The 23,696-nt window shown below is 64.8% G+C and carries 18 protein-coding genes and 2 tRNA genes; 11 read left to right on the forward strand and 9 right to left on the reverse strand.

The genetic code is table 11. From position 1 onward, the window contains the following. The first annotated feature begins 11 nt into the window (after positions 1-11). The gene (locus VMR39_RS29620; RefSeq protein ID WP_325421999.1) at positions 12-329 is read left to right on the forward strand and encodes a 2Fe-2S iron-sulfur cluster-binding protein; all 318 of its coding nucleotides are present in this window, start codon (positions 12-14) and stop codon (positions 327-329) included. A gap of 225 nt (positions 330-554) precedes the next feature. Here the strand turns inward: VMR39_RS29620 and VMR39_RS29625 are convergent, their stop codons facing one another. Both VMR39_RS29625 and rlmB read right to left on the reverse strand, forming a co-directional pair. Continuing rightward, entirely contained in the window at positions 555-1,310 is a 756-nt protein-coding gene (locus VMR39_RS29625; RefSeq protein WP_325422001.1) for a hypothetical protein, read from the reverse strand. A 21-nt stretch (positions 1,311-1,331) separates the two neighbouring features. Beyond that, positions 1,332-2,072, reverse strand: a complete 741-nt coding sequence (rlmB, locus tag VMR39_RS29630) for a 23S rRNA (guanosine(2251)-2'-O)-methyltransferase RlmB (RefSeq protein WP_325422003.1) — start codon at positions 2,070-2,072, stop codon at positions 1,332-1,334. A 105-nt stretch (positions 2,073-2,177) separates the two neighbouring features. Between rlmB and VMR39_RS29635 the strand changes: the two genes are divergently transcribed. The 8 genes from VMR39_RS29635 to VMR39_RS29670 all read left to right on the forward strand — a co-directional run bounded on the left by VMR39_RS29635 (position 2,178) and on the right by VMR39_RS29670 (position 11,787). Further along, positions 2,178-2,264, forward strand: a tRNA-Tyr gene (locus VMR39_RS29635). 55 nt (positions 2,265-2,319) lie between these two features. Then, positions 2,320-2,395, forward strand: a tRNA-Lys gene (locus VMR39_RS29640). 89 nt (positions 2,396-2,484) lie between these two features. Continuing rightward, positions 2,485-2,805, forward strand: coding sequence for a multidrug efflux SMR transporter (locus VMR39_RS29645; protein WP_325422005.1), 321 nt, complete (start codon positions 2,485-2,487; stop codon positions 2,803-2,805). 130 nt (positions 2,806-2,935) lie between these two features. Then, entirely contained in the window at positions 2,936-5,209 is a 2,274-nt protein-coding gene (locus VMR39_RS29650; protein WP_325422007.1) for a glycoside hydrolase family 3 N-terminal domain-containing protein, read from the forward strand. A gap of 472 nt (positions 5,210-5,681) precedes the next feature. Beyond that, complete coding sequence (locus VMR39_RS29655) at positions 5,682-6,101, forward strand: hypothetical protein (RefSeq protein WP_325422009.1); 420 nt, start codon at positions 5,682-5,684, stop codon at positions 6,099-6,101. After that, positions 5,987-8,593 carry a TonB-dependent receptor domain-containing protein gene (locus VMR39_RS29660; RefSeq protein WP_325422042.1) on the forward strand — a complete coding sequence of 869 codons (2,607 nt, stop codon included), beginning with the start codon at positions 5,987-5,989 and terminating at the stop codon, positions 8,591-8,593. The genes VMR39_RS29655 and VMR39_RS29660 overlap by 115 nt, the downstream gene beginning before the upstream one ends. Before the next feature lie 390 nt (positions 8,594-8,983). Then, positions 8,984-10,852, forward strand: a complete 1,869-nt coding sequence (locus VMR39_RS29665; RefSeq protein ID WP_325422011.1) for an ABC-F family ATP-binding cassette domain-containing protein — start codon at positions 8,984-8,986, stop codon at positions 10,850-10,852. A gap of 119 nt (positions 10,853-10,971) precedes the next feature. Continuing rightward, on the forward strand, positions 10,972-11,787 hold the full coding sequence (locus tag VMR39_RS29670) for a universal stress protein (protein WP_325422013.1): 816 nt from the start codon (positions 10,972-10,974) through the stop codon (positions 11,785-11,787). A gap of 68 nt (positions 11,788-11,855) precedes the next feature. Here the strand turns inward: VMR39_RS29670 and VMR39_RS29675 are convergent, their stop codons facing one another. Both VMR39_RS29675 and cysS read right to left on the reverse strand, forming a co-directional pair. Beyond that, the gene (locus VMR39_RS29675) at positions 11,856-14,738 is read right to left on the reverse strand and encodes a CHAT domain-containing tetratricopeptide repeat protein (RefSeq protein WP_325422015.1); all 2,883 of its coding nucleotides are present in this window, start codon (positions 14,736-14,738) and stop codon (positions 11,856-11,858) included. 84 nt (positions 14,739-14,822) lie between these two features. Then, positions 14,823-16,352, reverse strand: coding sequence for a cysteine--tRNA ligase (gene cysS / locus VMR39_RS29680; protein ID WP_325422017.1), 1,530 nt, complete (start codon positions 16,350-16,352; stop codon positions 14,823-14,825). Between the two features lie 310 nt (positions 16,353-16,662). Here cysS and VMR39_RS29685 point away from each other — a divergent pair, with 310 nt between their 5' ends. Both VMR39_RS29685 and VMR39_RS29690 read left to right on the forward strand, forming a co-directional pair. Continuing rightward, a complete protein-coding gene (locus VMR39_RS29685; protein ID WP_325422019.1) occupies positions 16,663-17,373 on the forward strand; it encodes a Bax inhibitor-1/YccA family protein in 711 nt (236 codons plus the stop codon). Beyond that, complete coding sequence (locus VMR39_RS29690; protein ID WP_325422021.1) at positions 17,373-17,657, forward strand: zf-TFIIB domain-containing protein; 285 nt, start codon at positions 17,373-17,375, stop codon at positions 17,655-17,657. The genes VMR39_RS29685 and VMR39_RS29690 overlap by 1 nt, the downstream gene beginning before the upstream one ends. Positions 17,658-17,693: 36 nt before the next feature. Here VMR39_RS29690 and polA read toward each other — a convergent pair whose 3' ends face one another. The 5 genes from polA to VMR39_RS29715 all read right to left on the reverse strand — a co-directional run. Next, positions 17,694-20,480 carry a DNA polymerase I gene (polA, locus tag VMR39_RS29695; protein ID WP_325422022.1) on the reverse strand — a complete coding sequence of 929 codons (2,787 nt, stop codon included), beginning with the start codon at positions 20,478-20,480 and terminating at the stop codon, positions 17,694-17,696. Positions 20,481-20,520: 40 nt separating this feature from the next. Beyond that, on the reverse strand, positions 20,521-21,255 hold the full coding sequence (locus VMR39_RS29700) for an anti-sigma factor (protein ID WP_325422024.1): 735 nt from the start codon (positions 21,253-21,255) through the stop codon (positions 20,521-20,523). Beyond that, positions 21,245-21,766 carry a sigma-70 family RNA polymerase sigma factor gene (locus tag VMR39_RS29705; RefSeq protein WP_325422026.1) on the reverse strand — a complete coding sequence of 174 codons (522 nt, stop codon included), beginning with the start codon at positions 21,764-21,766 and terminating at the stop codon, positions 21,245-21,247. Before VMR39_RS29705 ends, VMR39_RS29700 begins: the two co-directional genes overlap by 11 nt. Positions 21,767-21,773: 7 nt before the next feature. Next, complete coding sequence (locus tag VMR39_RS29710) at positions 21,774-23,030, reverse strand: glycosyltransferase family 1 protein (RefSeq protein ID WP_325422028.1); 1,257 nt, start codon at positions 23,028-23,030, stop codon at positions 21,774-21,776. Between the two features lie 35 nt (positions 23,031-23,065). After that, the coding region (locus tag VMR39_RS29715) for an FUSC family protein (protein WP_325422030.1) at positions 23,066-23,696 on the reverse strand (631 nt) is incomplete at its 5' end.

The following is a 23,696-nucleotide window of genomic DNA, read 5'->3' on the forward strand; positions in this document are numbered from 1 at the left end:
GGATTGGATAGATGCCGAAACTGATCGTGGTCAACCGTTCGGGCGAGGAACAGGCTGTCGATGGCGACAATGGCCTGTCGGTGATGGAAGTCATTCGCGACAACGGCTTTGACGAACTGCTCGCCCTGTGCGGCGGCTGCTGCTCCTGCGCGACCTGCCATGTCTATGTCGATCCCGTCTTCGCCGACTCGCTGCCCGCGATGAGCGAGGACGAGAATGACCTGCTCGACAGTTCGGACCATCGCAACGACACCAGCCGCCTGTCCTGTCAGGTCGTGATGAGCGACGCGCTCGACGGCCTGCGCGTCACGATCGCACCGGAAGACTGAGCGGCTGGTTCTGCATCCGTTCGCTTCGGGCGAAGCCTGTCCTGAGCCTGTCGAAGGGTCGAGAAGCGGCCAGCGCTGTGCTTGACGTTTCTCGACCACACTCGAAACGAACGGCTCCAGAGCATTCTGAAGTCGGCTGAAACAGCCGACGGCTCGCAGAATGCGGTAATCAAAAGACAAATAGAGAGGTGAACGATTCAATCTAATCGTTCACCTCTCTACTGGCTAATTCCTGACCCGCAACGTCGCCATGGGCGCGTCGCTGGTCAGCGGCGTGACCGTCCAGACGATCCGCTTGCCTTCGGGCACGGTCTGCGCGCCCTCTTCCTGATTCTGGCTGACGATCTCCGCATCGGTGGTGAGCGTGAAGGTGCCGTTCAGCGCCTTGGTCGCGTCGTCTCCGCTGCTGCCCATGCCGGCCGGTCCCTGGCTCTTGTCGAAACCGTTGGCAAAGCCCGGCGCCTTCACCCGCACCCGATCGTCCCCGCGCATCTCCACCGCGACGAAGGGCAGCACGATCTGCGCGTCGATGTTGAAGGGGAAGAGGAAGGCGTGGGTCAGCGTGCCGTTGATCGCATAATCGATCTCGAACTTGTGGTTGCCGACATAGCGGGCCGACCGGAAGCCCTTTTCCTTCGACAGGGCGGTGGCGATCGCCTGCATCTGCGCCTCGTCGCTTTTGCCCGTTCCCTCTTTCGCCGCGTCGCTGAAATCCTCTTCCTTCTGCTGTTGCGCGATCTGCATCAGCGTCGGCGTATTTTCCGCCTCGTCCTCCTGCGCATCGCCGTCGGTCGAGGTCGAACCGCCCATGATGGCATCCTTGCCCATGTCCGACGCCAGGATCTCGCCCTTGTAGGCGAAGGCGAAGCTGCGGTCGGCGCGGATGTCGAGGGTGGATTCGAACTTGCCCGGCGTGACCAGGCAGGCCGACAGGGAGAGCAGGCCGGCGAGCGCGCCCGCGATCCGATATAGACGGCTCATCGATGCTCCCCCTTGTTTTGTTTAGCGATTCGTCGCCGCGTAGAGCGCGATGGCGGCCGCATTGGACACGTTCAGGCTTTCCATGCGCGGGCTGATCGGCAGCTTGGCGATGATGTCGCAATGGGCGATCGTATTGTGGCGCAGCCCTTCGCCCTCGGCGCCCAGCACCAGCGCGACGCGCGATTCGCCGATCGCCTGGCCGATGGTCGTGTCTGCGTCGCCATCCAGCCCGATGCGCCAGTAACCGGCCTCGGCGATTTCTTCCAAGGCACGGGCCAGATTGACCACGCGCACCCATGGCACGTTTTCCAGCGCCCCGGACGCCGCGCGCGCCAGCACCCCCGATTCAGGCGGCGCATGCCGGTCCTGCGTCACGATGCACAGCGCATCGAACGCGGCGGCCGACCGCAGGATCGCGCCCACATTATGCGGGTCCGTCACCTGGTCCAGCACCAGGATCGGGCGCCTGTCGTCCTGCCCTTCCTCCAGCACCTCACCCAGCCAGACATCGTCCAGCGGCTCGACTTCGGCGACGATGCCCTGATGCGGGGCGTCTGACGGGACCATGCGGCCCATGTCGGCAACGTCGGAATAGACGATCGGCAGCACAGGCGGCAGGTCGAGCTGGCCCAGCGCTTCGCGCGTGCCCCAGATCTTGCGCACGATGCGGTTCGGGTTGGCGAGCGCCGCGATGACGGCATGGCGCCCGTAGAAGCGCGGGAAGGCGCTCTTGGGCTTGGTGGAGCGATTAGGCTTTTTCATGATTTCGCTCTTTTCACATCAGGCCATTGACAGGCAAGTCTCCATTCGCCATTAGGCCGCCTCCAGCGCGGCGGGGAACGCAAATTCTCCACCGGGTAGGGCACTGGACAGGTGGCCGAGTGGTTAAAGGCAGCAGACTGTAAATCTGCCCGGGTTTCCCGTACGCTGGTTCGAATCCAGCCCTGTCCACCACTGCATCAGGCCATGATGCAGACGGTCCGCCAAGGACCGGAATGAAGGCCAGTGTGGACGCATAGCTCAGTTGGTAGAGCAGCTGACTCTTAATCAGCGGGTCCTAGGTTCGAGCCCTAGTGCGTCCACCAAGCCTTTCCCCGACATGCCGCCTCTTTCGGGTTTCCGGCCGGCCTGTCTTCCCTTTCGAGCCCGTTGAGAGACGAAAGGGAGACCGCGCATGGCGTGGCTGATCCTCGGCATTGCCGTTTTTACCGAAATCTGCTGGGCCTTGAGCCTCAAATGGGCCGCGACGCTCGGCAACTGGCAGGCATCCGCCGTGCCGATCGCCTTGAGCTTCCTCAACATGGGCCTGCTGGCGCTCGCGATGCGCGATCTGCCCGCCGGAACCGCCTATGCGATCTGGACCGGCCTTGGCGCGGTGGGGGTCATCATCGCCGGCATCTTCCTGTTCGGGGACAAGGTGAACCCGGTGCAGGCCGGCTTCATGGCGATGATCGTGATCGGCGTCGCGGGTACCAAGCTCTTCGCGCAGGCCTGACCTCTCGGCCTGATCATCGCGGGGCAGGGGCAAGGCACCGCAGCCGCCTTGCCGCATCGGAGCGAAATCGCCAGCGGGATGTTAACCGGACAAGTTCCGTTCATTCTTCGCAGGCTATTTCCTTCCCCGCATGATAATCGACCGTCGCGACCTCATGATCCGCACGCTGGGCGGCGCTTTCGCCCTTGGCGTCTCGCCCCGTGCCCTGGCCCAAACCGATGTCGAGCGCGTCGACGCCCTGATCGCGAAGATGACGGTCGAGGAAAAGGCCGGGCAGATGACCTGCCTCGCCGACAGCTTCCGCCCCTTCAACCCGCCCAACCCGCAGGTCGGCATCCAGGACGCGAAACGCCTGACCGACGAAGTGCGCCGGGGCCGGGTCGGTTGCCTCTTCAACGGCATCGGCGTCGCGGGCGCCCGCCGCGCGCAGGAGATCGCGGTCAAGGACAGCCGCCTCGGCATCCCGCTGCTCTTCGCCGGAGACGTGATCCACGGCCTCAAGACCATCTTCCCGGTACCCTTGGGCGAAGCGTCCAGCTTCGACCCTTCCTTGTGCGAACGCACCGCCCGCGCGATGGCCGTGGAGGCCACCGCCGCCGGCCTGCACCTGACCTTCGCCCCCATGGTCGACGTCGCCCGCGACCAGCGCTGGGGCCGGGTGGTCGAAGGGGCGGGGGAGGACGTGACCCTTACCGGCCTGCTCTCCGCCGCCCGCATCCGCGGCTTCCAGGGCCGCGACCTGCGCCGGGACGACAGCCTGCTCGCCTGCCCCAAGCATTTCGCCGCCTATGGCGCGGTCGCCGCGGGCCTGGAATATGGCAATGTCGACATCAGCGAGGAAACGCTGCGCGAAACCCATCTCCCGCCCTTCGGCAAGGCGTTCGCGGCGGGGGCCCTTACCACCATGGCCGCCTTTAACGAGATCAACGGCGTCCCCGCTACCGCCGACAGTGAACTGCTCACCGACATATTGCGCGGCGAGATGCAGTTCCGCGGCTTCGTCTTTTCCGATTATACCGCCGACGAGGAACTGGTCGCCCACGGCTTTGCCGAGGATGCGCGCGACGCCGCACGCCTCGCCGTGCTGGCCGGGGTCGACATGTCGATGCAGAGCGGCCTCTATATCCGTTACCTGCCCGACCTGGTGAAGAGCGGCGCGGTCCCCATGGGCACGATCGACGTCGCCGTGCGCCGCATCCTCTATGTGAAGGCCGCCATCGGCCTGTTCGACAACCCCTGGCGCTCATTGAACGAGGAAGCGGAAAAGACCCGCATCTTCACATCCTCCCACCGTGCGCTCGCCCGCGAAGCCGCCGCGCGATCGGTGGTGCTGCTCAAGAATGAAGGCGTCCTGCCGATCGACCCGGCCAAGGGCCAGAGCATCGCCCTCATCGGACCCTTTGCGGAGGATGTCCGCAACCTCTACGGCCCCTGGGCCTTTTACGGCGACCCCGACAAGGGCGTCGACATCGCCACCGGCCTGCGCGCCGCGCTCCCCGACGCCTCGAAGCTGACCGTTACACGCGGCAGCGACATCAGCGGACCCATCGACGGCGGCATCGCCGCGGCGGTCGAAGCCGCCAAGGCCGCCGACATCACCCTGCTCGCCATCGGCGAATCGCAGGCCATGTCGGGCGAGGCCCAGTCCCGCACCGTCATCGAAATCCCGCAGGCGCAGCAGGCGCTGGCCGACGCCGTGGTCGCCACCGGCAAGCCCGTTGCCGTCCTGCTCCGCCACGGCCGCGCGCTTGCCCTGCATGACGGCGTCGCCAATGCCGGCGCGATCCTCGCCACCTGGTTCCTGGGGAGCGAGGCCGGCCACGCCATCGCCGACATCCTGCTGGGGAAGGTCGACCCGTCCGCCAAGCTGCCCGTCAGCTTCCCCTGGGAAAGCGGGCAGGAGCCTTTCTACTATGACCGCAAGTCGACCGGCCGCCCGGTGCTGGGCAGCGGCAGCACCGAATATAAGGCGCGCTACGCCACCACCGACAACAGCGCCCGTTTCCCCTTCGGCCATGGCCTCAGCTACACCGAGTTCGCGATCGACCAGCTGAAACTGTCCGACACCGCGTTGCGTTGGGACGCCGCGATCGAAGTCACCGCGCGCATCACCAACAAGGGGTCGCGCAAGGGCAGCGAGGTCGTCCAACTCTACACACGGGACAGGGTCGCCAGCCGCACCCGTCCGATCCGCGAACTCAAGCGCATGGAGCGCGTCACCCTGTCGCCGGGCGAAAGCAAGACCGTCCGCTTCTCCATCTCCCGCACCGATCTGGAGTTCGTCGGCGCCCGCAACCAGCGTCTCGCCGAACCCGGCGTCTTTGACCTGTGGGTCGGCCAGTCGAGCGTGGGCGGTCTGAACGCGCAATTCACACTTTATGCAGCGGCGAAGGAGTCGGGTTGACGACGGGCGCGCTGATGATGCCGACCATATTGGTCCGACTCGGTGCCTCGAACATGACCAAATCACGTAATTTTATTACTTATATATAGAATTTTATTTCGAGTGCCTTTTGTTCCCATCTTTTGGAAAAAATTCGGGGTCATGTCCTTTAGGACAGAGGTCTCAAAATTGTTTTCCGCTCGTAAAGCAATATAAATTCATTTAAATTCAGGTGCATAGACCGAAAAATTCTCGTTCATTTCTCATTTGTACAATGTGGCAATATTACGTCACATTGCGAAAAAGGACCAGTCTTAAAGCCGAACTGGTTTGCATCATGTCTGAGTAACCGGCACGAGGACGCAGCACTGCGTGGCAGTTGGCTTTGGGCAGCATATATTCTGCCGATCCGGATAAGGGACTGGAAACTTTGAAGAACTTTGGATTTATCGCGTTCTTGCGAGGTGGAGTCGCGCCCGCAATTCTTGCGACCATGATCAGCCAGGCGCCTGCCTTCGCGCAGGATGCAACCCCACAGGCGGCGGCTGAACCGGCTGAAGACACGATCGTCGTTACCGGATCGCTGCTGCGTCAGATTGACAAGCAGGGCGTGTCGCCCGTCACCACCGTGACGGCCGAAGACCTCGCCGTGCGTGGCATCACGACGGTGCAGCAGGGCGTCCAGAATCTGGCGGCCAACAACGGCCCGGCGCTCACCAACGGCTTCTCCGCGAACGGCGCCTTCGCCGGCGGTGCATGGCCGTGTCGCTGCGCGGCCTCACCACCTCCTCGACGCTGGTGCTGTTCGACGGCCTGCGTGCCGCTTACTATCCGCTGGCCGATGACGGCACGCGCAACTTCGTCGACCTCAACACCATCCCCGACGCCATCGTCGACCGCGTCGAAGTGGTGAAGGATGGCGCATCCGCCACCTATGGCGCCGACGCGGTCGCCGGTGTGGTCAACATCATCACCAAGCGCGAAGTGAAGGGTCTGCACCTTCAGGCCGAAGCGGGCGTCGCCGAAAAGGGCTATGGCGCCAACCAGCGCCTGTCGGCCACCTACGGCTATGGCGATCTGTCCGAACAGGGCTTCAACGCCTATATCAGTGCGCATTATCTCAAGAGCAAGGCGGTCTATAATCGCGACCTGGGCTATCCCTACAATAGCGACGACCAGTCGGGCATCTGCCATGACGGCGTGTGCGGTCCGAACAATATCGCCAATGGCGTCGATCCCAGCATCGGCTTCACCGGCCTGTCGACCGCGACCAATGTCTTCATGGTTCGTCCGTTCGATCCGTCGACCAACCTTGGCACCGGGCGTTATCAGCTGCTCAACGGCGCGGCCGGCTGTGGCAGCCTGAATCCCTACACGCTCAACGATCAGGAATATGCGGACAATCCCACGGCGCCGCGTACCGTCTGCCAGCAGGACATCACCCATGATTATAACCAGGTGCTGCCGGAACAGCAGCGCTGGGGTATTTCGGGTCGCTTCACCAAGATCGTCGGCGACAGCGGCGAAGCCTATCTCGAGCTGAACTATGAGAACAGCAAGTCCTCCTACACCGGCCTTGCCTCGACCGTCCGCGCCAATGCGCCGGCCGGCATCGATTATTCGGCCTATTCGACCTCGGCCGGATCCACCCTGCTGCGCCTGCCGGTCTATATCTGCGCCCGTGGCACTGTCTCCTGCGACGCCGCCAACGGCACGCTGAACCCGAACAACCCCTTTGCAGCCCAGGGCCAGGAAGCCGCCATCATCGGCCGCCTGCCGACCAGCACCGAATATAATGAATCGGTCAGCCAGGTCTTCCGCGCCGCCGCCGGCATCAAGGGCGACTTCGGCGACGACTGGCATTATCAGGTCGACGGTACCGCCATGGTTTCCAAGTTGAAGACCACGGCCAAGGGCTATGTCTACATCCAGCATCTGCTGGACGTGATCGCGGACGGTTCGTATAATTTCATAAACCCGTCGGCGACCTCGCAGGATACGCTGGACTATCTGACCCCGACCCAGATCAACCACAGCAAGACCCAGCTCTATCAGGGCCAGGCCAGCATTTCGAAGGAAGTGTTCGACCTGCCGGGTGGCCCGCTCCAGATCGCCGTGGGCGTGGCGGCGCGTTACGAATCGCTGAATAACCCCAGCGGGAACCCCGACTATAATGGCCCGACCGAGCGCTATTTCCGCCTGAACGCCTTCGGCGCCAAGGGGCATCGCGATGTCGAATCCGGCTATTTCGAAGTCAGCGCGCCGGTCGTCGACCAGCTCGAACTGACGGCGGCTGGCCGCTACGACCATTATTCGACCGGCCAGGACAATTTCTCGCCGAAGTTCGGCGCGAAGTTCAAGCCGATCCGCGAGTTGATGTTCCGCGGCACCTTCTCGAAGGGCTTCCGCGTTCCCAGCTTTGCCGAAATGGGTGCCCTGCCGACCACCGGCTATGTGACCCAGACGGCGAGCGCGCTGCCGGATAGCTTCACCAGCCAGCATCTTAACGCAGACGGATCCTACAACACCTATCTGACCAACTATTCGCTCGGTCAGACGACTGTTGGCAATCCCGACCTGAAGGCGGAAAAGTCGCGCAACATCACCCTCGGCGCCACCTTCCAGCCGACCAGCAACCTGTCGTTCGGCGTCGACTATTATAATATCAAGAAGACGGGCGCGATCACCTCGGTGGATTTCTCGAAGGCCGTCAGCAATTATTATGCGACCGGCGAGACCAGCTATGACGGCGTGACCATCGTGCAGGACGAAGTCGACCAGAACCATCCCGATGCGCAGCGCCGCATCGCGTTCGTGCAGGGCAGCTTCATCAACGCCAACACGATCAAGACGTCGGGCATCGACTTCAACGCGATGGGCAAGTTCCGCCTGAACGACAACATCACCTTCACCACGTCGATCGATGCCACCTACGTCATCAAGCTGAACACCGAGTTCCCCGATGGTACGGTCCAGCATTATGTGGACACGCTGGGCAACTTCAACCTGACCTCCGGGTCGGGCACGCAGCAATGGCGTGGCAGCTGGCAGAATACGGTCGATTTCGGCCGGGGTTCGATCAGCGCGACGGCCTACTACACCGATGGCTATGACTATTCGGCGGAGGACCAGGGCGGCACGGCAGGCGATTGTAGCCTGGTGCCGACCAACTATAATGGCGACGCCTATCAGGGTTGCCGCGTGAAGTCGTTCATCAGCGTCGACATGACCGGCTCGCTCAAGGTCAACGACCAGTTTGAGCTCTATGCCAACGTCATGAACGTCTTCAACAACAAGCCGCCGATCGATGCGACCACCTATGGCGCCTATCTCTACAACCCCGTGGTTGGCGAGTCCGCGATCCTGGGTCGTTCGTTCCGCATCGGCGCGAAGGCGTCCTTCTAACTGACAGCCGGTCGAAGGCGGGCCATCCTCCCTTGCGGGATGGTCCGCCTTTGCCGGTCAGACGGCGCGCCGACACCAGCCGACACTGGATGCCGGCGCGTCGCCCCCTGGGGATGAAGGACAGCCACCGCCCTCTGTCCTACAGCCACCTGTTCATGCCATAACCGGACCGGCTCTTTCCCACCGTCCGCCCCTGGCATCCCGCGCCGATCCATTCCCGGCGCGTGCCATTCCGCAGAAATTCTCCTATTGCGAAATCCATGCCACCCGTGCGTCCGCCGCAGTTTCGCGTTGCCGGCGACACTATGTACTTCGCAACGCCGCACCCGCCTGCAAAACGCGCCGCGCATGTCTTCACCACCCGCTACACCTCTGCTACAGGCCGCCCCCATGCTTAACCTCAACGCTATCACCGTGCGCCTGGGCGGCCGCACCATCCTCGACCGCGCGAGCGCCGCGCTGCCGCCGCGCAGCCGCGTGGGCCTCATCGGCCGCAACGGCGCGGGCAAGTCCACGCTGATGAAGGTGATGATCGGCCAGCTCGACCCGGACGAGGGGTCGTGCGACATGCCGCGCGACACCCGTCTCGGCTATATCGCGCAGGAAGCGCCATCGGGCACGGCGACCCCTTTCGACACCGTGCTCGCCGCCGACAAGGAACGCGCCGAACTGATGGCGGAGGCGGAGCATACCGAAGACCCCGACCGCCTCGGCCATATCTATGAGCGGCTGACGACGATCGACGCCTATACCGCCCCGGCTCGCGCCGCCCGCATCCTGGTCGGCCTCGGCTTTGACGAGGAAATGCAGGGCCGCCCGCTCGACAGCTATTCGGGCGGCTGGAAGATGCGCGTGGCGCTCGCCGCATTGCTCTTCTCCGAGCCGGACCTGCTGCTGCTCGACGAACCGTCGAACCATCTCGACCTCGAAGCCACGCTCTGGCTGGAGAATTTCCTCAAGGCCTATCGCGGCACCGTCGTCGTCATCAGTCATGAGCGCGACCTTCTGAACAATGTGGTCGACTATATCCTCCATCTGGAAGGCGGGAAGGTGACGCTCTATCCCGGCGGCTATGACGCGTTCGAGCGGCAGCGCGCCGAACGGCTCGCCCAGCTCGAATCCGCCCGCGCCAAGCAGCAGGCGGAGCGGGAGAAGTTGCAGGACTATGTCGCCCGCAACAGCGCCCGCGCCTCGACCGCGAAACAGGCCCAGTCCCGTGCCAAGGCGCTGGCCCGGATGCAGCCCATCGCCGCCGCGATCGAGGATCCGACGCTGCATTTCGGCTTCCCCAGTCCCGCCGAACTGCGTCCGCCGCTCATCACCATGGACATGGCGGCGGTCGGCTATACCGACACGCCGATCCTGCGCCGCGTCAACCTGCGCATCGATCCCGACGACCGTCTGGCGCTGCTCGGCCGCAATGGCAACGGCAAGACGACGCTGGCCCGCCTTATCGCCGCGCAGCTGGCGCCGATGGAAGGCACGGTGCAGGCCACGTCGAAGATGAATGTCGGCTACTTCACCCAATATCAGGTGGAGGAACTGGACATCACCGACACGCCGCTGGAACATATGACCCGCGTCATGAGGGGCGCGACCCCCGGCGCGGTGCGTGCCCAGCTTGGCCGCTTCGGCTTTTCCGGCGAGCGCGCGACGCAGAAGGTCGGCTCCATGTCGGGTGGCGAGCGGGCCCGTCTGGCGCTGGCCCTCATCACCCGCGACGCGCCGCATCTGCTGATCCTGGACGAACCGACCAACCACCTCGACGTCGACAGCCGCGAAGCGCTGGTGCAGGCGCTCAACGACTATAGCGGCGCGGTGGTGATCGTCTCGCACGACCGCCACATGATCGAACTGGTCGCCGACCGTCTGGTGCTGGTCGACAATGGCACCGCCCAGCCGTTCGACGGCTCGCTCGATGACTATACCGACATCATCCTGCGCAAGGCGGACGGTAATGGCGGCGGCGGTGATGCGCCCAAGGTCGATCGCAAGGCCGACAAGAAGGCCGCGGCCGAATGGCGCGAAAAGCAGAAGATACTCAAGAACGCACTCAACAAGGCCGAGCGCGAGATGACCGCCTTGTCGACCGAACGCAGCCGCATCGACCAGGCGCTGTTCGACCCGAAGACCGCGACCGGCGTGGAGGCGAAGATGACCACCAGCCAGCTGATGGTGAAGCGCGCCGAACTGGAAAAGAAGCTGGAAGCCGCCGAGGAAGTCTGGATGGAGGCCGGCGCGGCGCTGGAGGCTGGCTGAGTCCGCTTTTGATCGGATTCGTCCGCGTAAAATGCTATAAGGATTATCCCTGACGGCGCGCCTCGGGGAGCGAGGCCTGACGTATCGGGAAGCGATGGCTTTGAGTCGGGAGATCCGCGATGAAGTCGGTTCTGCTGCATATCCACGACGACCGCGGCGCTGACAGCCGCCTCCAGGCGGCCTGCGACATCGCCCGCGCCTGCAATGCCCATATCCAGTGCGTCCAGGTGACGCCAATGCCCGATCTGATCGCCGCCGACGTCTATGCCGGGTCTGGTTTCGCACCCACGATCGCGGCCGAACTCCACGCCATTGACGAGGCATTCCGTGTCCGGGTGGAATCCCGCCTCGACCGGGAAGATATCGCCTGGGACTGGCGGCAGGTGGATGGCGACAGCATCGGCGGGTTGCTCTCCGCCGCGCGGCTTGCCGACCTCATCGTCGCGACCCTGCCCGAAGGCCGCCGGACCGACAGTCTGGACCCGCTGCCGATCGTCGCCGACTTGGCGCTGGGCGGGCGCACGCCTGTTCTTGCAGTGCCACAAGCCGCGCGCCGGGTCGCGATTACCGCGCGCGCGCTGGTTGCATGGGATGGCTCGGCCGAATCCTGTGCCGCGCTGCGCGCCGCCGTGCCGCTGCTGCGTCTCGCCGAGAATGTCGACATCGTCACGGTCGAGGAAGCGAGCAAGGCTGTATTTCCTGCGACGGGCGCGCCCGAATATCTCGCTCGCCACGGCATCAAGTCGCAACTGCATAGCTGGCCGCGCAAGGAGCGCCCGATCGAGATTGCGCTGCGCGAAGCGATCGATTCGCTACATGCCGACTGGGTGGTGATGGGCGCCTTCGGCCATAGTCGCTGGCGTGAGTTGATGTTTGGCGGCGTCACCCGCGCCATGCTGCGCACAGCCCGCGTCCCGTTGCTGCTTGCGCACTAAAGTGCTTTCGAAGCGGCTGAAATCACCTGCTGACTCGAAAATCACGGCAACAAAGACTCTAACCGGGATCAGCGGCCCATCAGCATGAAGGGCGCCCAGATATAGGGCTGCGCTGCATCGGGGTGGCGGGACGCGATCAGCTTCAGCATCGCCTTCTGCAACGCGACCGCCCGCGGTAGGCCGCGATCCGCGCCCTTCACCGTCTCCAGCGTGACGAAGGCACTGGCGTCGTCGCGGACCGGCCAGTGCGACACCAGCAGCGATCCGGCACCGGCATAGCGGAACGCCTGCGCCAGCCCCGAATAGGGGGCCGCTTGCGCCTTTTCCCCTGCCGCCGTGTTGCAGGCGGACAGGATCACCCAGTCTGCGCTGATCCGCATGGCGGCGACCTCCGATGCCGTCAGCAGTCCGTCATCGCCGCCATTCCCGACGGTCGGTGGCGACAAGAGCAAGGCCGGTTCGTTCACCCCCGCCTTCTCGCCGCCGACCAGCCCGTGGGTCGCAAACAGGATTACGTTATAGGTTGACAGGTCGCGCGTACGCAGTGCGGCTTCATTTGCCTCTGCCCCGACCATTAGGGTCGCATGACCGGCCCCGAAACGCTTGGCCACCGCCCGCAATTCGGTCAGCGATCCGGGCAGAACCGGCAGGTCCGACAAGTTGCCCGCGCCTCGCGCAGCCGCCGCGTCTTGACTGTCCGTAAAGGCCTGGGGCGCGCCGATGCCAAGGAACATCTGATTGCGCATCGCCATCTGTTCTTCTTGCGCCGGATGAATGGCGAAACCGGGCTGCACTCTGATCGCGAAGCGCCGGACCAGCCATGGCACATTCTTGTCCACGGCGGCAACGGGCCGTTCCGGCAGCATGGCGAAAGGCAGCGATGCGAAGGCGCCGATGGGCACGATCCGCAAGATCTTCGCCTTGCCCAATGTGGCGAGGATGCCCGGCGTGAAAATCTGGCGATACAGGTCGTGCGCCGCCGCCTGGTCGAAGCCCGTCGGCGTCAGCGACCCGCGCAACCGATCGACCAGCGTCACCATGGCGGCGCGATCCATCTCCGCCCGCTCGATCCGGGTGCCATCCGCGCTCACCGCCAGCAGATAGACGCTGTTAAAGGCCGGCATGACCGCCAGCAGCGCCTCTTCCCGACGCAGACCGGCGCGCAAGGTCTCCAGGTCGGGCCGCTCCCCGCCACGCGCTTCGACCCAACGGGGATAGTCGCGCGCAATGGCGCGGCGCTCGGCCTCGACATCAACTGCCAGGGCGGCGCGATCAGCCCGCGCATCCGCGACCTCAGCATCGACCGCCAGCGCCGTCAGCATCCGACGATCTGCCGTCTCCAGCGCCTTCACCCGGTCCTGCAATCCCCGCACCCGCGCCGCCAGCGCCGGATCCTCGACCAGCCGCTGCGCCACCAACCGGTTCGCCTGCGCGATGCGCGATCCGGCGAGCACCGCCATGGCGTCGAGCGCCAGCGCGGCATCCTGCGTCTGCGCTGCAACGGCAAGCACGGTGTCGAGCGCTGCGCGCTGATCCTCGGTCAGTTCGCCATTGGCGTTCATCGCCGCTCCATCGCGCAGCACGCCGGCCAGCCGCCGTGCCGCCTCGCCAAGGTCGCGGCGGTCGGGCGTGGTCCAGGCCGACAGCGTCGCAGCCTGCGCCAGGGGCAGCGCCGGCGCGTTGTCGAGTTGCGCGGTCTCGGCGGCGAAAGCACCCGCAGCCCGGCCCGCCTCAGCGCTGCGCCCTTCCTCGATCAGCGCCGGGATCAGATAGGGATAGACGCGCTGGCCAATGTCCCGATCCTTGTCCGATCCAGCCCGGACCCGCGCCAGTGCCGTATAGAGCCGCCCGATCGCCTCGGCGCGCTGCCCCTCCGCCAGAGTTGCCGCGGCGGCAAAAGCCAGCGCGCGCGCCGATTGCGGGCTATTCTCGCCCTCGATCCGGCGAAAGCCGCGCTCGGCCTCCAGAAACAGCGGCTCGGCATCGGCATAGCGCTCCAGCGGCAGCAGCACCGATCCCAGATTTTGCAGCCCGAAATGAAAATAGAGGCTCTCCGTACCTACTGTCTCGCGCTTGATGGCAATGGCGCGTTGCAGATAGTCGAGGCTCTCGACCCGCCGCCCGGTACGCGACAGCAACAGTCCCAGCGCCTCCAGCGCACGGGCATAGCCCGGATGGTTGCGATCGACATGGTCGGTGGCGATTTCCACTGCCAGCCGCGCATATTTCTCGGCCTCCACGTCGCGGTCGGCGCGCTGGAGCATTTGCGCATACGTGTAATAGGAACCGATCGTGTCGGCGCTGTTCGGTCCTGCGGCCGCGATCCGCGCCTCCATGCTGGCCTTCTGCGCCTCGACCGCCTCGGCATTGCGACCCAGTCGGGTCAGCGCCTGCGCGTGGGTGAAGGCGATGTTGGACCGCAGCATATGCGTGTCCGTGTCGATCCTGTCCGCGGGGGTGCGCGCTATATAACCGTCCATATAGCGGCTCGCCCCCGCCAGCGTATCGGCTCCGCCCGCCACGTCGCCCAGCGCTATCTGGACATAGCCTTTGATCGACAGCCCCTGCATCCACGCGATCGGATAGGCGTCGGCAAAGGGAGCGAGCAGGCGCAAACCGTTATTCGACCGGGTCAGCGCATCCGGGTTCTTCCCGTCGATCTGGTCCATCGAGGACAGGTTGATCAGCGCGACCCCGGCCAGCGGATGCGGCTTGCCACCGGCCTTTGCCTTCGCCGCTGCGTCATACAGCCGCCCCCAGGCGTCGCGCGTTTTCTGCGACATCGACAGGGCGTAATCGTCGCTGTTGAACAGGTCCGACGCCTGACGTTCCAGTGCGTAGAGACGGGCAAAGCGCGGATTGTCGGTGGAGAAGGTGGACGACGCGGCGAAAGCCGGTGGCGCAACCGCCAGCAGTGCAAACGCGGTCAACCAGCGCGTGGAAAGTTTCATCTCACCCCCGCTTCCTTGAATCGACCCGCACCCCTCTTGGGTCGCGCGCGGGCCAGCGTCAAGATGGTCGCGGAGGCGTAACGATCAACCTGCCAGCGTCAGCCGCCAGTCCCAGCGCAGCGGATCGCCGTCCATTACCTCGACCCCGCGTGCGACCAGAGCATCGCGAATCTCGTCCGACAAGGCGAAATCCTTTTCCGCACGGGCGGCGGTCCGGCGCTCCAGTTCGGCTTCGATCTCTTCCGGCATGACCTGCGCATCCTTGGGCTGGATGCGCAGGTCGGCGCGATTGAGCGTCAGCAGATTGAGGCCAAGCGCCTGGTCGAACGCGGCGATCAGGCACAATTTCTCGTCCACCGGCACCTTCTTCATGCCGATGGCCTCTTCCAGCAGCGGCAACGCGCGCGGCGTCATCAGGTCGTCGGCGAACGCCGCGTCGAACTGCTCCAACAGCGGCGCCAGCTTCGGATGCAGGTTGGCGCGCAGATAGTCGACGCGTGGCGACTGCCAGGTGACACCTTCGGCGCGCGCCTTCAGTCCTTCCACCCCCATGACGAGCCGCTTGAGCCGGGTCAGCGCCGCCGCCAGATTCTCCGCGCTGAACTCCAGTTCCGACCGGTAATGGGCGCCAAGGCAGAGCAGGCGATAGGCGATCGGATGCACGCCCGCGTCGATCAGGCTGAAGAGCGTGGTGAAGGCGCCCTTGGACTTCGACATCTTCCCCTGCCGGTCGACGAGGAAATTATTGTGCATCCACCAGCGCGCACCGGTGAAGCCCGCCGCCACGGCGTTGGTTTCGCCGCAGCAGCTATGGAAAGCCTGGTGATATGCCTGGTTCTGGGCGATCTCATTGGGGTGGTGGATCTCGCGATGGTCGATGCCGCCGGTATGGATGTCGAACGGCTGGCCAAGGCGCGCCTGGCTCATGACCGAGCATTCCAGATGCCAGCCCGGCGCGCCCTTGCCCCACGGGCTGTCCCATTCCATCTGGCGCTGTTCGCCGGGCGGGGACTTGCGCCAGATGGCGAAGTCGGAAGCGTTGCGCTTGCCCGCCACCGGATCGATCCGGGCGTGCGCCGCATCGTCGCGCCCGCCGGCCAGCGAACCATAGTCCGGCACGGTCGTGCTGTCGAAATAGAGGCCGCTTTCCAGTTCGTAGCAATGATCCGGCGCGATCTTTTCGGCGAACGCGATCATCTGCGGCACATAGTCGGTCGCGACCGTCCATTCGCTTGGGCTAATGATGTTGAGGTCGGCGATGTTGGACTTGAACGCCTCGGTATAGTGCGCCGCAATGTCCCAGATGCTCTTTGCGCTGGCCTTGGCCGCCGCCTCCATCTTGTCGTCGCCCGCATCGGCGTCGCTGGTCAGGTGGCCGACATCGGTGATGTTGATGATGTGGGTGACATTCAGCCCCTTCCACAGCAGGGTCCGGCGCAGCGTGTCGGTGAAGACATAAGCGCGCAGATTGCCGATATGGGCGTAATTATAGACGGTCGGCCCGCAGCTATAGACGCGCGCATGATTGTCCTCGATCGGTGCGAACGGCTCGATCGAACGGGTCAGGCTGTTGAACAGGCGCAGTGGCGCGGGGATATGCTGGTCGTCGGACATGGTGGCAAGCCATGTCGCGAAGCAAGGCAGGGGTCAATGCTTCCTGGAGGCCGGTGTTCCCGAAAGCCCGATCAATTGTAATAAAATGTTGCGGACGGGCCGATCCCTTGCGGCCGGGCGTTGCCCACCCGATATTGTCGATGCGGGCCGGGCCCCTCTGGCGACATGGATTATCCCCCTGATCCTGTCGCGATGTCGGACCGCATCGGGTGAGCCCGGTGCTGGTTTTGCGGTGATTTGCCCCCTCTCGTTGCCGCAGGAGACCGCACCGGGCCACTCGAACCACATTTGGATGGAGTGAGTGTAACCCATGAATAATCCCGTTCGCATGCCGGGCTATGGTGCCAGCCAGACGGCGCAGACCGATGCCGGCCTGCGCGCGCACATGCTGGGCGTCTTCCGCAATATGGGTATCGGCCTGGTCATCACCGGTCTGGTCGCCGCCCTTGTCGGCAATACCCCGGCGCTGGCCGCCGCCATCTATGGCACGCCCTTGAAGTGGGTAGCGATTTTCGCGCCTTTGGCCTTCGTCTTCTTCTTCAGCTTCCGCATCGAAAAGATGACGACATCGGGCGCTCGCACCGCCTTTTACGCCTTCGCCGCCGTAATGGGCGTTTCGCTGGGCAGCGTCTTCCTTGTCTTCACCGGCGGCAGCATCGCCCAGGCCTTCTTCTCGGCCGCGGTCATGTTCCTCGCCATGGCGCTGTGGGGCTATACCACCCAGCGTGACCTCACGAAGATGGGCAGCTTCCTGATGATGGGCCTGATCGGCATCATCGTCGCCAGCCTGATCAACCTCTTCATCGGCTCGTCGGCGATGGCGATGGTCATCTCGATCATCGGTGTAGTGGTCTTCACCGGCCTCACCGCCTGGGACGTGCAGCGCATCAAGTCGGAATATTTCTACTATGCTGGCCATGAGGTGGCGCAGAAGATGCAGGTGATGGGCGCGCTGTCGCTCTACCTGAACTTCGTTAACCTGTTCCAGATGTTGCTCAGCCTGACGGGTGAGCGCGAATAATGCGCGATCCTGCCGCGGTGTCGGCGATGCTGTGTCCGGTCTGTCATGTCGGCCTCGCCATGACGGATCGGCAGGGGGTGGAGATCGACTATTGCCCGCAATGCCGGGGCGTCTGGCTGGACCGGGGCGAACTGGACAAGATCATAGAGCGCTCGGCGCAGGCGAGCGCGCCCGCGCCTCAACCCGCACCCGTTGCCCAGCCAAGCTACCGGCCGGACCGGGACGATGGGCGCTACTATCAGAAGAAGCGCAAGAAGAGCTTTCTGGAAGAGCTGTTCGATTGAAAAATGGCCGGCCTGATGAGGGCCGGCCTTTTGCTTTCAGTGCGCCGCGCCCCAGCTCGGCCCGGTGCCGATTTCCACGCCCAGCGGCACGCTCAGCTTCACGATCGGTTCGGCCGCCGTTTCCATCACGCGACGAATGACCGCGCTGGCCGCTTCCACGTCGCCCTCGGGCAGTTCGAACACCAGTTCGTCATGCACCTGAAGCAGCATCTTTACGTTCGGTAGGCCAGCCGCCTCCAGCGCCGGTCCCATGCGCGCCATCGCCCGCTTGATGATGTCGGCGCTGGTGCCCTGGATCGGGGCGTTGATCGCGGCGCGTTCGGCGCCCTGTCGTTCATGCTGGATCGCCGCCTTGATGCGCGGGAACCAGGTCTTCCGACCGAACAGCGTCTCGGTATAGCCGCGCTCGCGCGCCTTCTCGATCGTCTCGTTGATGTAGATGCTGATGCCGGGAAAGCGTTCATAATAGCGGCTGATCATGTCCTGCGCCTCGTCCGCGCCGATCTCCAGCCGACCGGCCAGCCCCCATCGTGAAATGCCGTAAAGGATGGCGAAGTTGATCGTCTTCGCCCGTCCGCGCGTGTCGCGATTGACCTCGCCGAACAGTTCCTGCGCGGTGCGGTTGTGAATGTCCTCGCCCGCCTCGAACGCCTCCTTGAGCGCGGGGACATCGGCCATGTGGGCGGCAAGGCGCAGTTCGATCTGGCTATAGTCCGCCGCCAATATGACGTTTCCTGGTTCCGCGACGAAGGCGTGGCGGATCTGGCGGCCGACTTCGGTGCGGATCGGGATATTCTGAAGATTGGGATCGGTCGAGGACAGGCGGCCGGTCTGCGCGCCGGTCAGCGAGTAGCTGGTATGGACGCGACCCGTATCCTTGTTGATCTGTGCCTGGAGCGCGTCGGTATAGGTGGATTTTAGCTTGGAAAGCTGCCTCCAGTCGAGGATCTTGGCCGCGATCGGCGCGCCCTGCGCCTTCAACTGCTCCAATATGGTGACGTCGGTGGAGTAAGCGCCCGACTTGCCCTTCTTGCCGCCCTTATAGCCCAGCTTGTCGAACAGGATCGCGCCCAGTTGCTGGGTCGATCCGATCGCGAACGGCTGGCCGGCAATCTCGTGGATTTCCGTTTCCAGCGCGGCGATGCCGGCGGTGAACTCCGCCGAAAGTCGAGACAGGGCTTCGCGATCGACCTTGATCCCCTGATGCTCCATGCCCGCGATCACGCCGACCAGCGGTCGGTCTACCAGTTCATAAACGCGGTTCGCGCCCTCATTGGCGACGCGCGTCTTGAACCGTTTCCACAGGCGTAGCGTGACATCGGCATCCTCGGCCGCATATTCGGTGGCGCGGGGCAGGGGGACTTCGGCGAAGCTGATCTGGCTCTTGCCGGTGCCGACCACTTCCTTGAAGCTGATGCATGTGTGATTGAGGTGAACCCGCGCCGCCTCGTCCATGCCATGTCCGGCGAGCGACTGGCCGGCGTCAAGGTCGAAGCTCATGACGATGGTGTCGTCATAGGGCGCGATCTCGATGCCGTGACGGCGCAGGACGGTCAGGTCATATTTGAGATTCTGGCCGATCTTGAGGACGGCATCGTCCTCCAGCAGCGGCTTCAGCCTGGCGAGTACCAATGCCTTGTCGAGCTGTTGCGGGCGCTCCGCGAACATGTCGGTGCCGCCATGGCCGACCGGGATGTAGCAGGCCTTGTTCGGACCTGTGGCAAGGCTGATGCCGACCAGTGCGCAGGACACGCAGTCGAGCATGTCGGTTTCGGTGTCGACCGCGACCAGCCCTTCGGCATGGGCGGCCGTGATCCAGCGATCCAGCGCCTCCTCGGTCACGACCGTCTCGTAAAGGCTGCGGTCGATCGCCGGTTCGTCCGCCGGAGCGGGAGGGGCAGGCGGCGCATTGTCGGTCGCGATTGCAGCGGTCGCGGCCACCGCGACGGCGGCGGCGGGCGCGCCGAGGCGGTTCAACAGCGTCTTGAAGCCATGGTGCGACAGGAAGGCCTGCAAGGGTTCGGGCGGAATCCCCTTCAGCGTCAGGTCGTCGAGCGGTTCGGGCAGGTCCATCGCATCGTGCAGCGCCACCAGTCGCCGCGACAGCCGCGCCATGTCGGCATGGGCGATCAGATTTTCCTGCATCTTCGATTTCTTCATCGAAGGCGCAGCCTCCAGCGCGGCTTCCAGCCCGCCATATTCGGTGATCAGCTTGGCCGCCGTCTTGGGACCGATGCCCGGCACGCCGGGAACATTATCCACGCTGTCGCCCATCAGCGCCAGCACGTCGCCCAACTGCTCCGGCTGCACACCGAACTTGCCCATGACATAGTCGGCGCCGCGCCGCTCATTCTTCATCGTGTCGTACATGTCGACGCCGGGCTGGATCAACTGCATCAGATCCTTGTCCGAACTGACGATGGTGACATGCCATCCCGCCGCGACCGCCGCCCTGGTATAGCTGGCGATGATGTCGTCCGCCTCGAACCCGGCTTCCTCGATGCAGGGCAGGGAGAAGGCGCGTGTCGCGTCGCGGATCATCGGGAATTGCGGGACCAGATCCTCGGGGGCTGGCGGGCGGTTCGCCTTATACTGGTCGTACATGTCGTTGCGGAAGGTGTGCGACCCCTTGTCCAGCACCACGGCCAGATGCGTCGGCCCGGTCGCCTTGCCCAGCTCCTCGGCCAGCTTCCACAGCATCGTCGTATAGCCATAGACCGCGCCGACCGGCTGGCCATGCTGGTTGGTGAGCGGCGGAAGCTGGTGATAGGCGCGGAAGATATAGCCGCTGCCGTCGACGAGATAGAGATGATTCTGGGTCATGGGGAGAGCGATAGCTGTTAACGCGATCCCTCTCCAGCCTTCAGGACCAGTCGCGCGCCAATGCCTCCGCCGTGGCGTCGATCAGGCGGGGTTCGGTGCGGCCGGTCAGCGCATAGGACATGTCGCCGCGCCGCCAATAGGCGACGGATTCGGCGCCTTCCTGCACGGCATCGGGCCGCTCCGGCGCATGGCTGCGATCGCGCACGGCGAACAGCGAGAAATTCTGCCCGGCCTCGGTCTTTACCGCCACCACCAGCGCCGGACCGCGTTCGGTCGGGAAGAGCTGGACGTCGGTCACGCGCCACTCTTCGGGCAGATGCGGCATGGCGATATGGGTGTTGGAGGCGATCTCGCGCGCATTGTAGTGGGGTGTTTCGACCTGCGACACCATGGCGGCGCGCATCATCGCGATGCGGTGCGAATTGACCGCATAATCGACATAGTCAGGCGGTCCGGAGGGAGGCAGGAAGACCATCGCCAGACCGGCGGCCGCCGCCATGCCTCCCACGGCCGGCAGCGACCGGCGCCAGAACGGGCGGGCGGGCCGGGGCGGCATCGCCTGCAACTTCACCGCCGTATCGGCCATCGCATCAGGCATGGCGCCGGGACGCGGGACCATCAGTCGCAGCGCGCTGCGCGACGACAGGTCCGCCATGACCTGCGCTGCCTGATCGGGGTTGCGCGACAGATGCGTCTCCACCACGAAGCGGCGGGACAGTTCCAGCTGGTCGTCGACATAGGCGTCGAGTTCCAGCGCATTCACCTCATTGCTCATCCTGTCCTCCCACCAGCCGGAGGTGCGACCCGGCTTTCCCTGTTCGATCCTCGCGCAATGCGCTGCGGGCCCGTGACAGACGCGACATCACCGTGCCGATCGGCACGCCCAGCACGCCAGCCGCTTCCTGATAGCTCAATCCCTCGATCGCGATCAGGTGCAGCAGCGCACGCTGGGCTTCGGGCAGAGCGGCAAAGCCCCGCGCAATCTCCTCCAGCCGCATATGCTCCTCCTGCCGCGGAGCGATGCTCGACAGCAGGGTTTCGGCGAAGCGATCGTTGCGGCGCGCCTCGGCCGCCTGCCGTCGCTTGCCCGAAATGAAGACATTGTGGACGATCGCCAGCAGCCACCGGGTGCGGCTGCGTTCGGGCTGATAGGTGGCCTTGCGCTCGATCGCGCGGAGCAGCGCGTCCTGCACGACATCGTCGGCATCCTGATCGTCGCGGGCGAGCGAACGGGCGTAGCGCCGCATCGCCAGCAGGTCCGCTTCCATGTCGCGCCGTTCGTCCATCCGTCGCTTATCCAGTGCCGGTCAGTGCCGGGCAAGCCTCGACAGCGGTGAAGGGCAACGGCCGGTGCTGGAGCAGCGCGCCATAGGCATGGGCGACGATGTCCAGCACATCGTCCCAGACATGGCCCCGCGCCTCTTCCGCGGCCGCCTGCCGCATGGCTGCGAGCCGCGCCGGGTCATTCATCAGGGCGATCGCCGCATCGGCATAGGCCTGTCCGTCGGCCGGTGGCAGCAGCAGGCCGGTGCGGCCATGGTCGATCAGCGCGGCGGCGCTCGGCACATTGGCGGATAGAACGGCAAGGCCCGATGCCATCGCCTCCAGATTGACGTTGCCGAACGCCTCGGTGACGCTGGGATTGATCAGCATGTCGGCACTCGCCACCGCGCGACCCAAAGCTTTGCCGCTCAGATGGCCCATGAAATTGGCGTTGGGCAGGCGCTGCGCCAGCCAGGACCGGGCCGGGCCTTCGCCGACGATCAGCGGCCGGACATGATGGCCCTGCGCACGGATCGCCGCGACCGCATCGGCAAAGACGTCCAGCCCCTTTTCCAGCACCAGCCGCCCGAAGAAGAGCGGGACGATATCGCCTTCCTCATAGCCATGGGCAGCGCGGAAGAGCGGGTCGCGGCGGGTCGTAGCGAAATCATGCGGGTCGATCCCCCGGCCCCACACCGCCACCCGCTCCGCGCCATGGCGTGCCGCCATCTCGTCGCGGATCGGCGCGGTCGGCGCCAGGATCAGGTCGGCATCGCTATAGAAGCGGTCGAGATAGCGCTCGATCGTCCCGCGCAAGAAGGAAAGGCGATAATAATCGAGATAGGTCTCGAACCGCGTATGGAGGCTCGCAACCACCGGGATACCCCGCGCCTGCGCATATTTCTGCGCCTGCCGTCCCAGCCGGTCGGGGCAGGACAGGTGGATGATGTCGGGCGCGAACTCTTCCAGGTCGCGCCGCACGCCGCGCGTCAGGCCAACGGCGACGCGATATTCGGGACGACCCGGAATGGTGAGCGACGGGACGGAACAGATGTCGCCCACCGACTGGAAGGCGGCAAGGGGCGCGGTCGGCGAATAGATGCGCACCTCCATGCCGACACGGTACAGAAGATGCGCCACCAGCCGGTTCAGTGCCCGGTTCGCGCCATCGCGCACGCAATCATAATTGCCGGAAAAGAGCGCGACGCGGATCGGTTCCTGACCGGTGAAGCCGGTGCGCAGGGGGATGACATTATGGTCGGTCGAAAATCGGAGGGGAAGATTCATGCCCGGCATACGGGTGCCGAGAAGGATTTATTCCATCATATCCCACCAGATTCGTGTTCCATGGGAGCCGGTGCGACCGGCCGGCGCACGCCCAGCGCATGGCCGACGAGCAGCACCGGCAACAGCACGCCCATGCCGACGAAGATGGCGATCAGTCGTTCCAGCGCGGGGCCGAGTTCGACGGAGTCGTACCGGTCCGGCACCAATGTCACCAGCACCGCGAGCGTGAATTGCGTGCCGACATAGCGATGCGCCGGATCGCCATTTTCCAGATGCCGCCCCAGCGCTACGCCGATCGCGGTGCCGATCAGCAGCAGAGCCGGCGATCCACCCGTACCCAGCAGGAAGGCGGCGGCGAACAGTGCGCCGATGCCGCAGCCGATGGTTCGCTGGAGGATGCGGCGGCTCACCGGGATGAGGCCGCTTTGGCCGATGCCGGCCATCGGCAGGACCATCACGGCCATCACCATGATTGCCCCCTGAGCCAGGGCGGGCAGGTCGAAGGCCGCGCCCAGCGCCACCAACAGCGCTAGCGCGACCCCGGCCTGGCAGGCATGGCGGAAGGCGTCGCGATGCCATCGCGCGCTCACGGGCGGTGGGGTCGGCGGGGCTGGCCAGCGCCGCCGCAGGCTGAAGGTGGAGGCGATGCTGACCGCGAGGCAGGCT

Origin of the sequence: Sphingobium sp., from assembly GCF_035511395.1 — a bacterium.
Lineage (GTDB): Bacteria > Pseudomonadota > Alphaproteobacteria > Sphingomonadales > Sphingomonadaceae > Sphingobium.

Coding starts and splice junctions, on each gene's coding strand:
- VMR39_RS29620 (WP_325421999.1), top strand. CDS start 12: ATGCCGAAACTGATCGTGGTCAACCGTTCGGGCGAGGAACAGGCTGTC.
- VMR39_RS29625 (WP_325422001.1), bottom strand. CDS start 1,310: ATGAGCCGTCTATATCGGATCGCGGGCGCGCTCGCCGGCCTGCTCTCC.
- rlmB (WP_325422003.1), bottom strand. CDS start 2,072: ATGAAAAAGCCTAATCGCTCCACCAAGCCCAAGAGCGCCTTCCCGCGC.
- VMR39_RS29645 (WP_325422005.1), top strand. CDS start 2,485: ATGGCGTGGCTGATCCTCGGCATTGCCGTTTTTACCGAAATCTGCTGG.
- VMR39_RS29650 (WP_325422007.1), top strand. CDS start 2,936: ATGATAATCGACCGTCGCGACCTCATGATCCGCACGCTGGGCGGCGCT.
- VMR39_RS29655 (WP_325422009.1), top strand. CDS start 5,682: ATGATCAGCCAGGCGCCTGCCTTCGCGCAGGATGCAACCCCACAGGCG.
- VMR39_RS29665 (WP_325422011.1), top strand. CDS start 8,984: ATGCTTAACCTCAACGCTATCACCGTGCGCCTGGGCGGCCGCACCATC.
- VMR39_RS29670 (WP_325422013.1), top strand. CDS start 10,972: ATGAAGTCGGTTCTGCTGCATATCCACGACGACCGCGGCGCTGACAGC.
- VMR39_RS29675 (WP_325422015.1), bottom strand. CDS start 14,738: ATGAAACTTTCCACGCGCTGGTTGACCGCGTTTGCACTGCTGGCGGTT.
- cysS (WP_325422017.1), bottom strand. CDS start 16,352: ATGTCCGACGACCAGCATATCCCCGCGCCACTGCGCCTGTTCAACAGC.
- VMR39_RS29685 (WP_325422019.1), top strand. CDS start 16,663: ATGAATAATCCCGTTCGCATGCCGGGCTATGGTGCCAGCCAGACGGCG.
- VMR39_RS29690 (WP_325422021.1), top strand. CDS start 17,373: ATGCGCGATCCTGCCGCGGTGTCGGCGATGCTGTGTCCGGTCTGTCAT.
- polA (WP_325422022.1), bottom strand. CDS start 20,480: ATGACCCAGAATCATCTCTATCTCGTCGACGGCAGCGGCTATATCTTC.
- VMR39_RS29700 (WP_325422024.1), bottom strand. CDS start 21,255: ATGAGCAATGAGGTGAATGCGCTGGAACTCGACGCCTATGTCGACGAC.
- VMR39_RS29705 (WP_325422026.1), bottom strand. CDS start 21,766: ATGGACGAACGGCGCGACATGGAAGCGGACCTGCTGGCGATGCGGCGC.
- VMR39_RS29710 (WP_325422028.1), bottom strand. CDS start 23,030: ATGAATCTTCCCCTCCGATTTTCGACCGACCATAATGTCATCCCCCTG.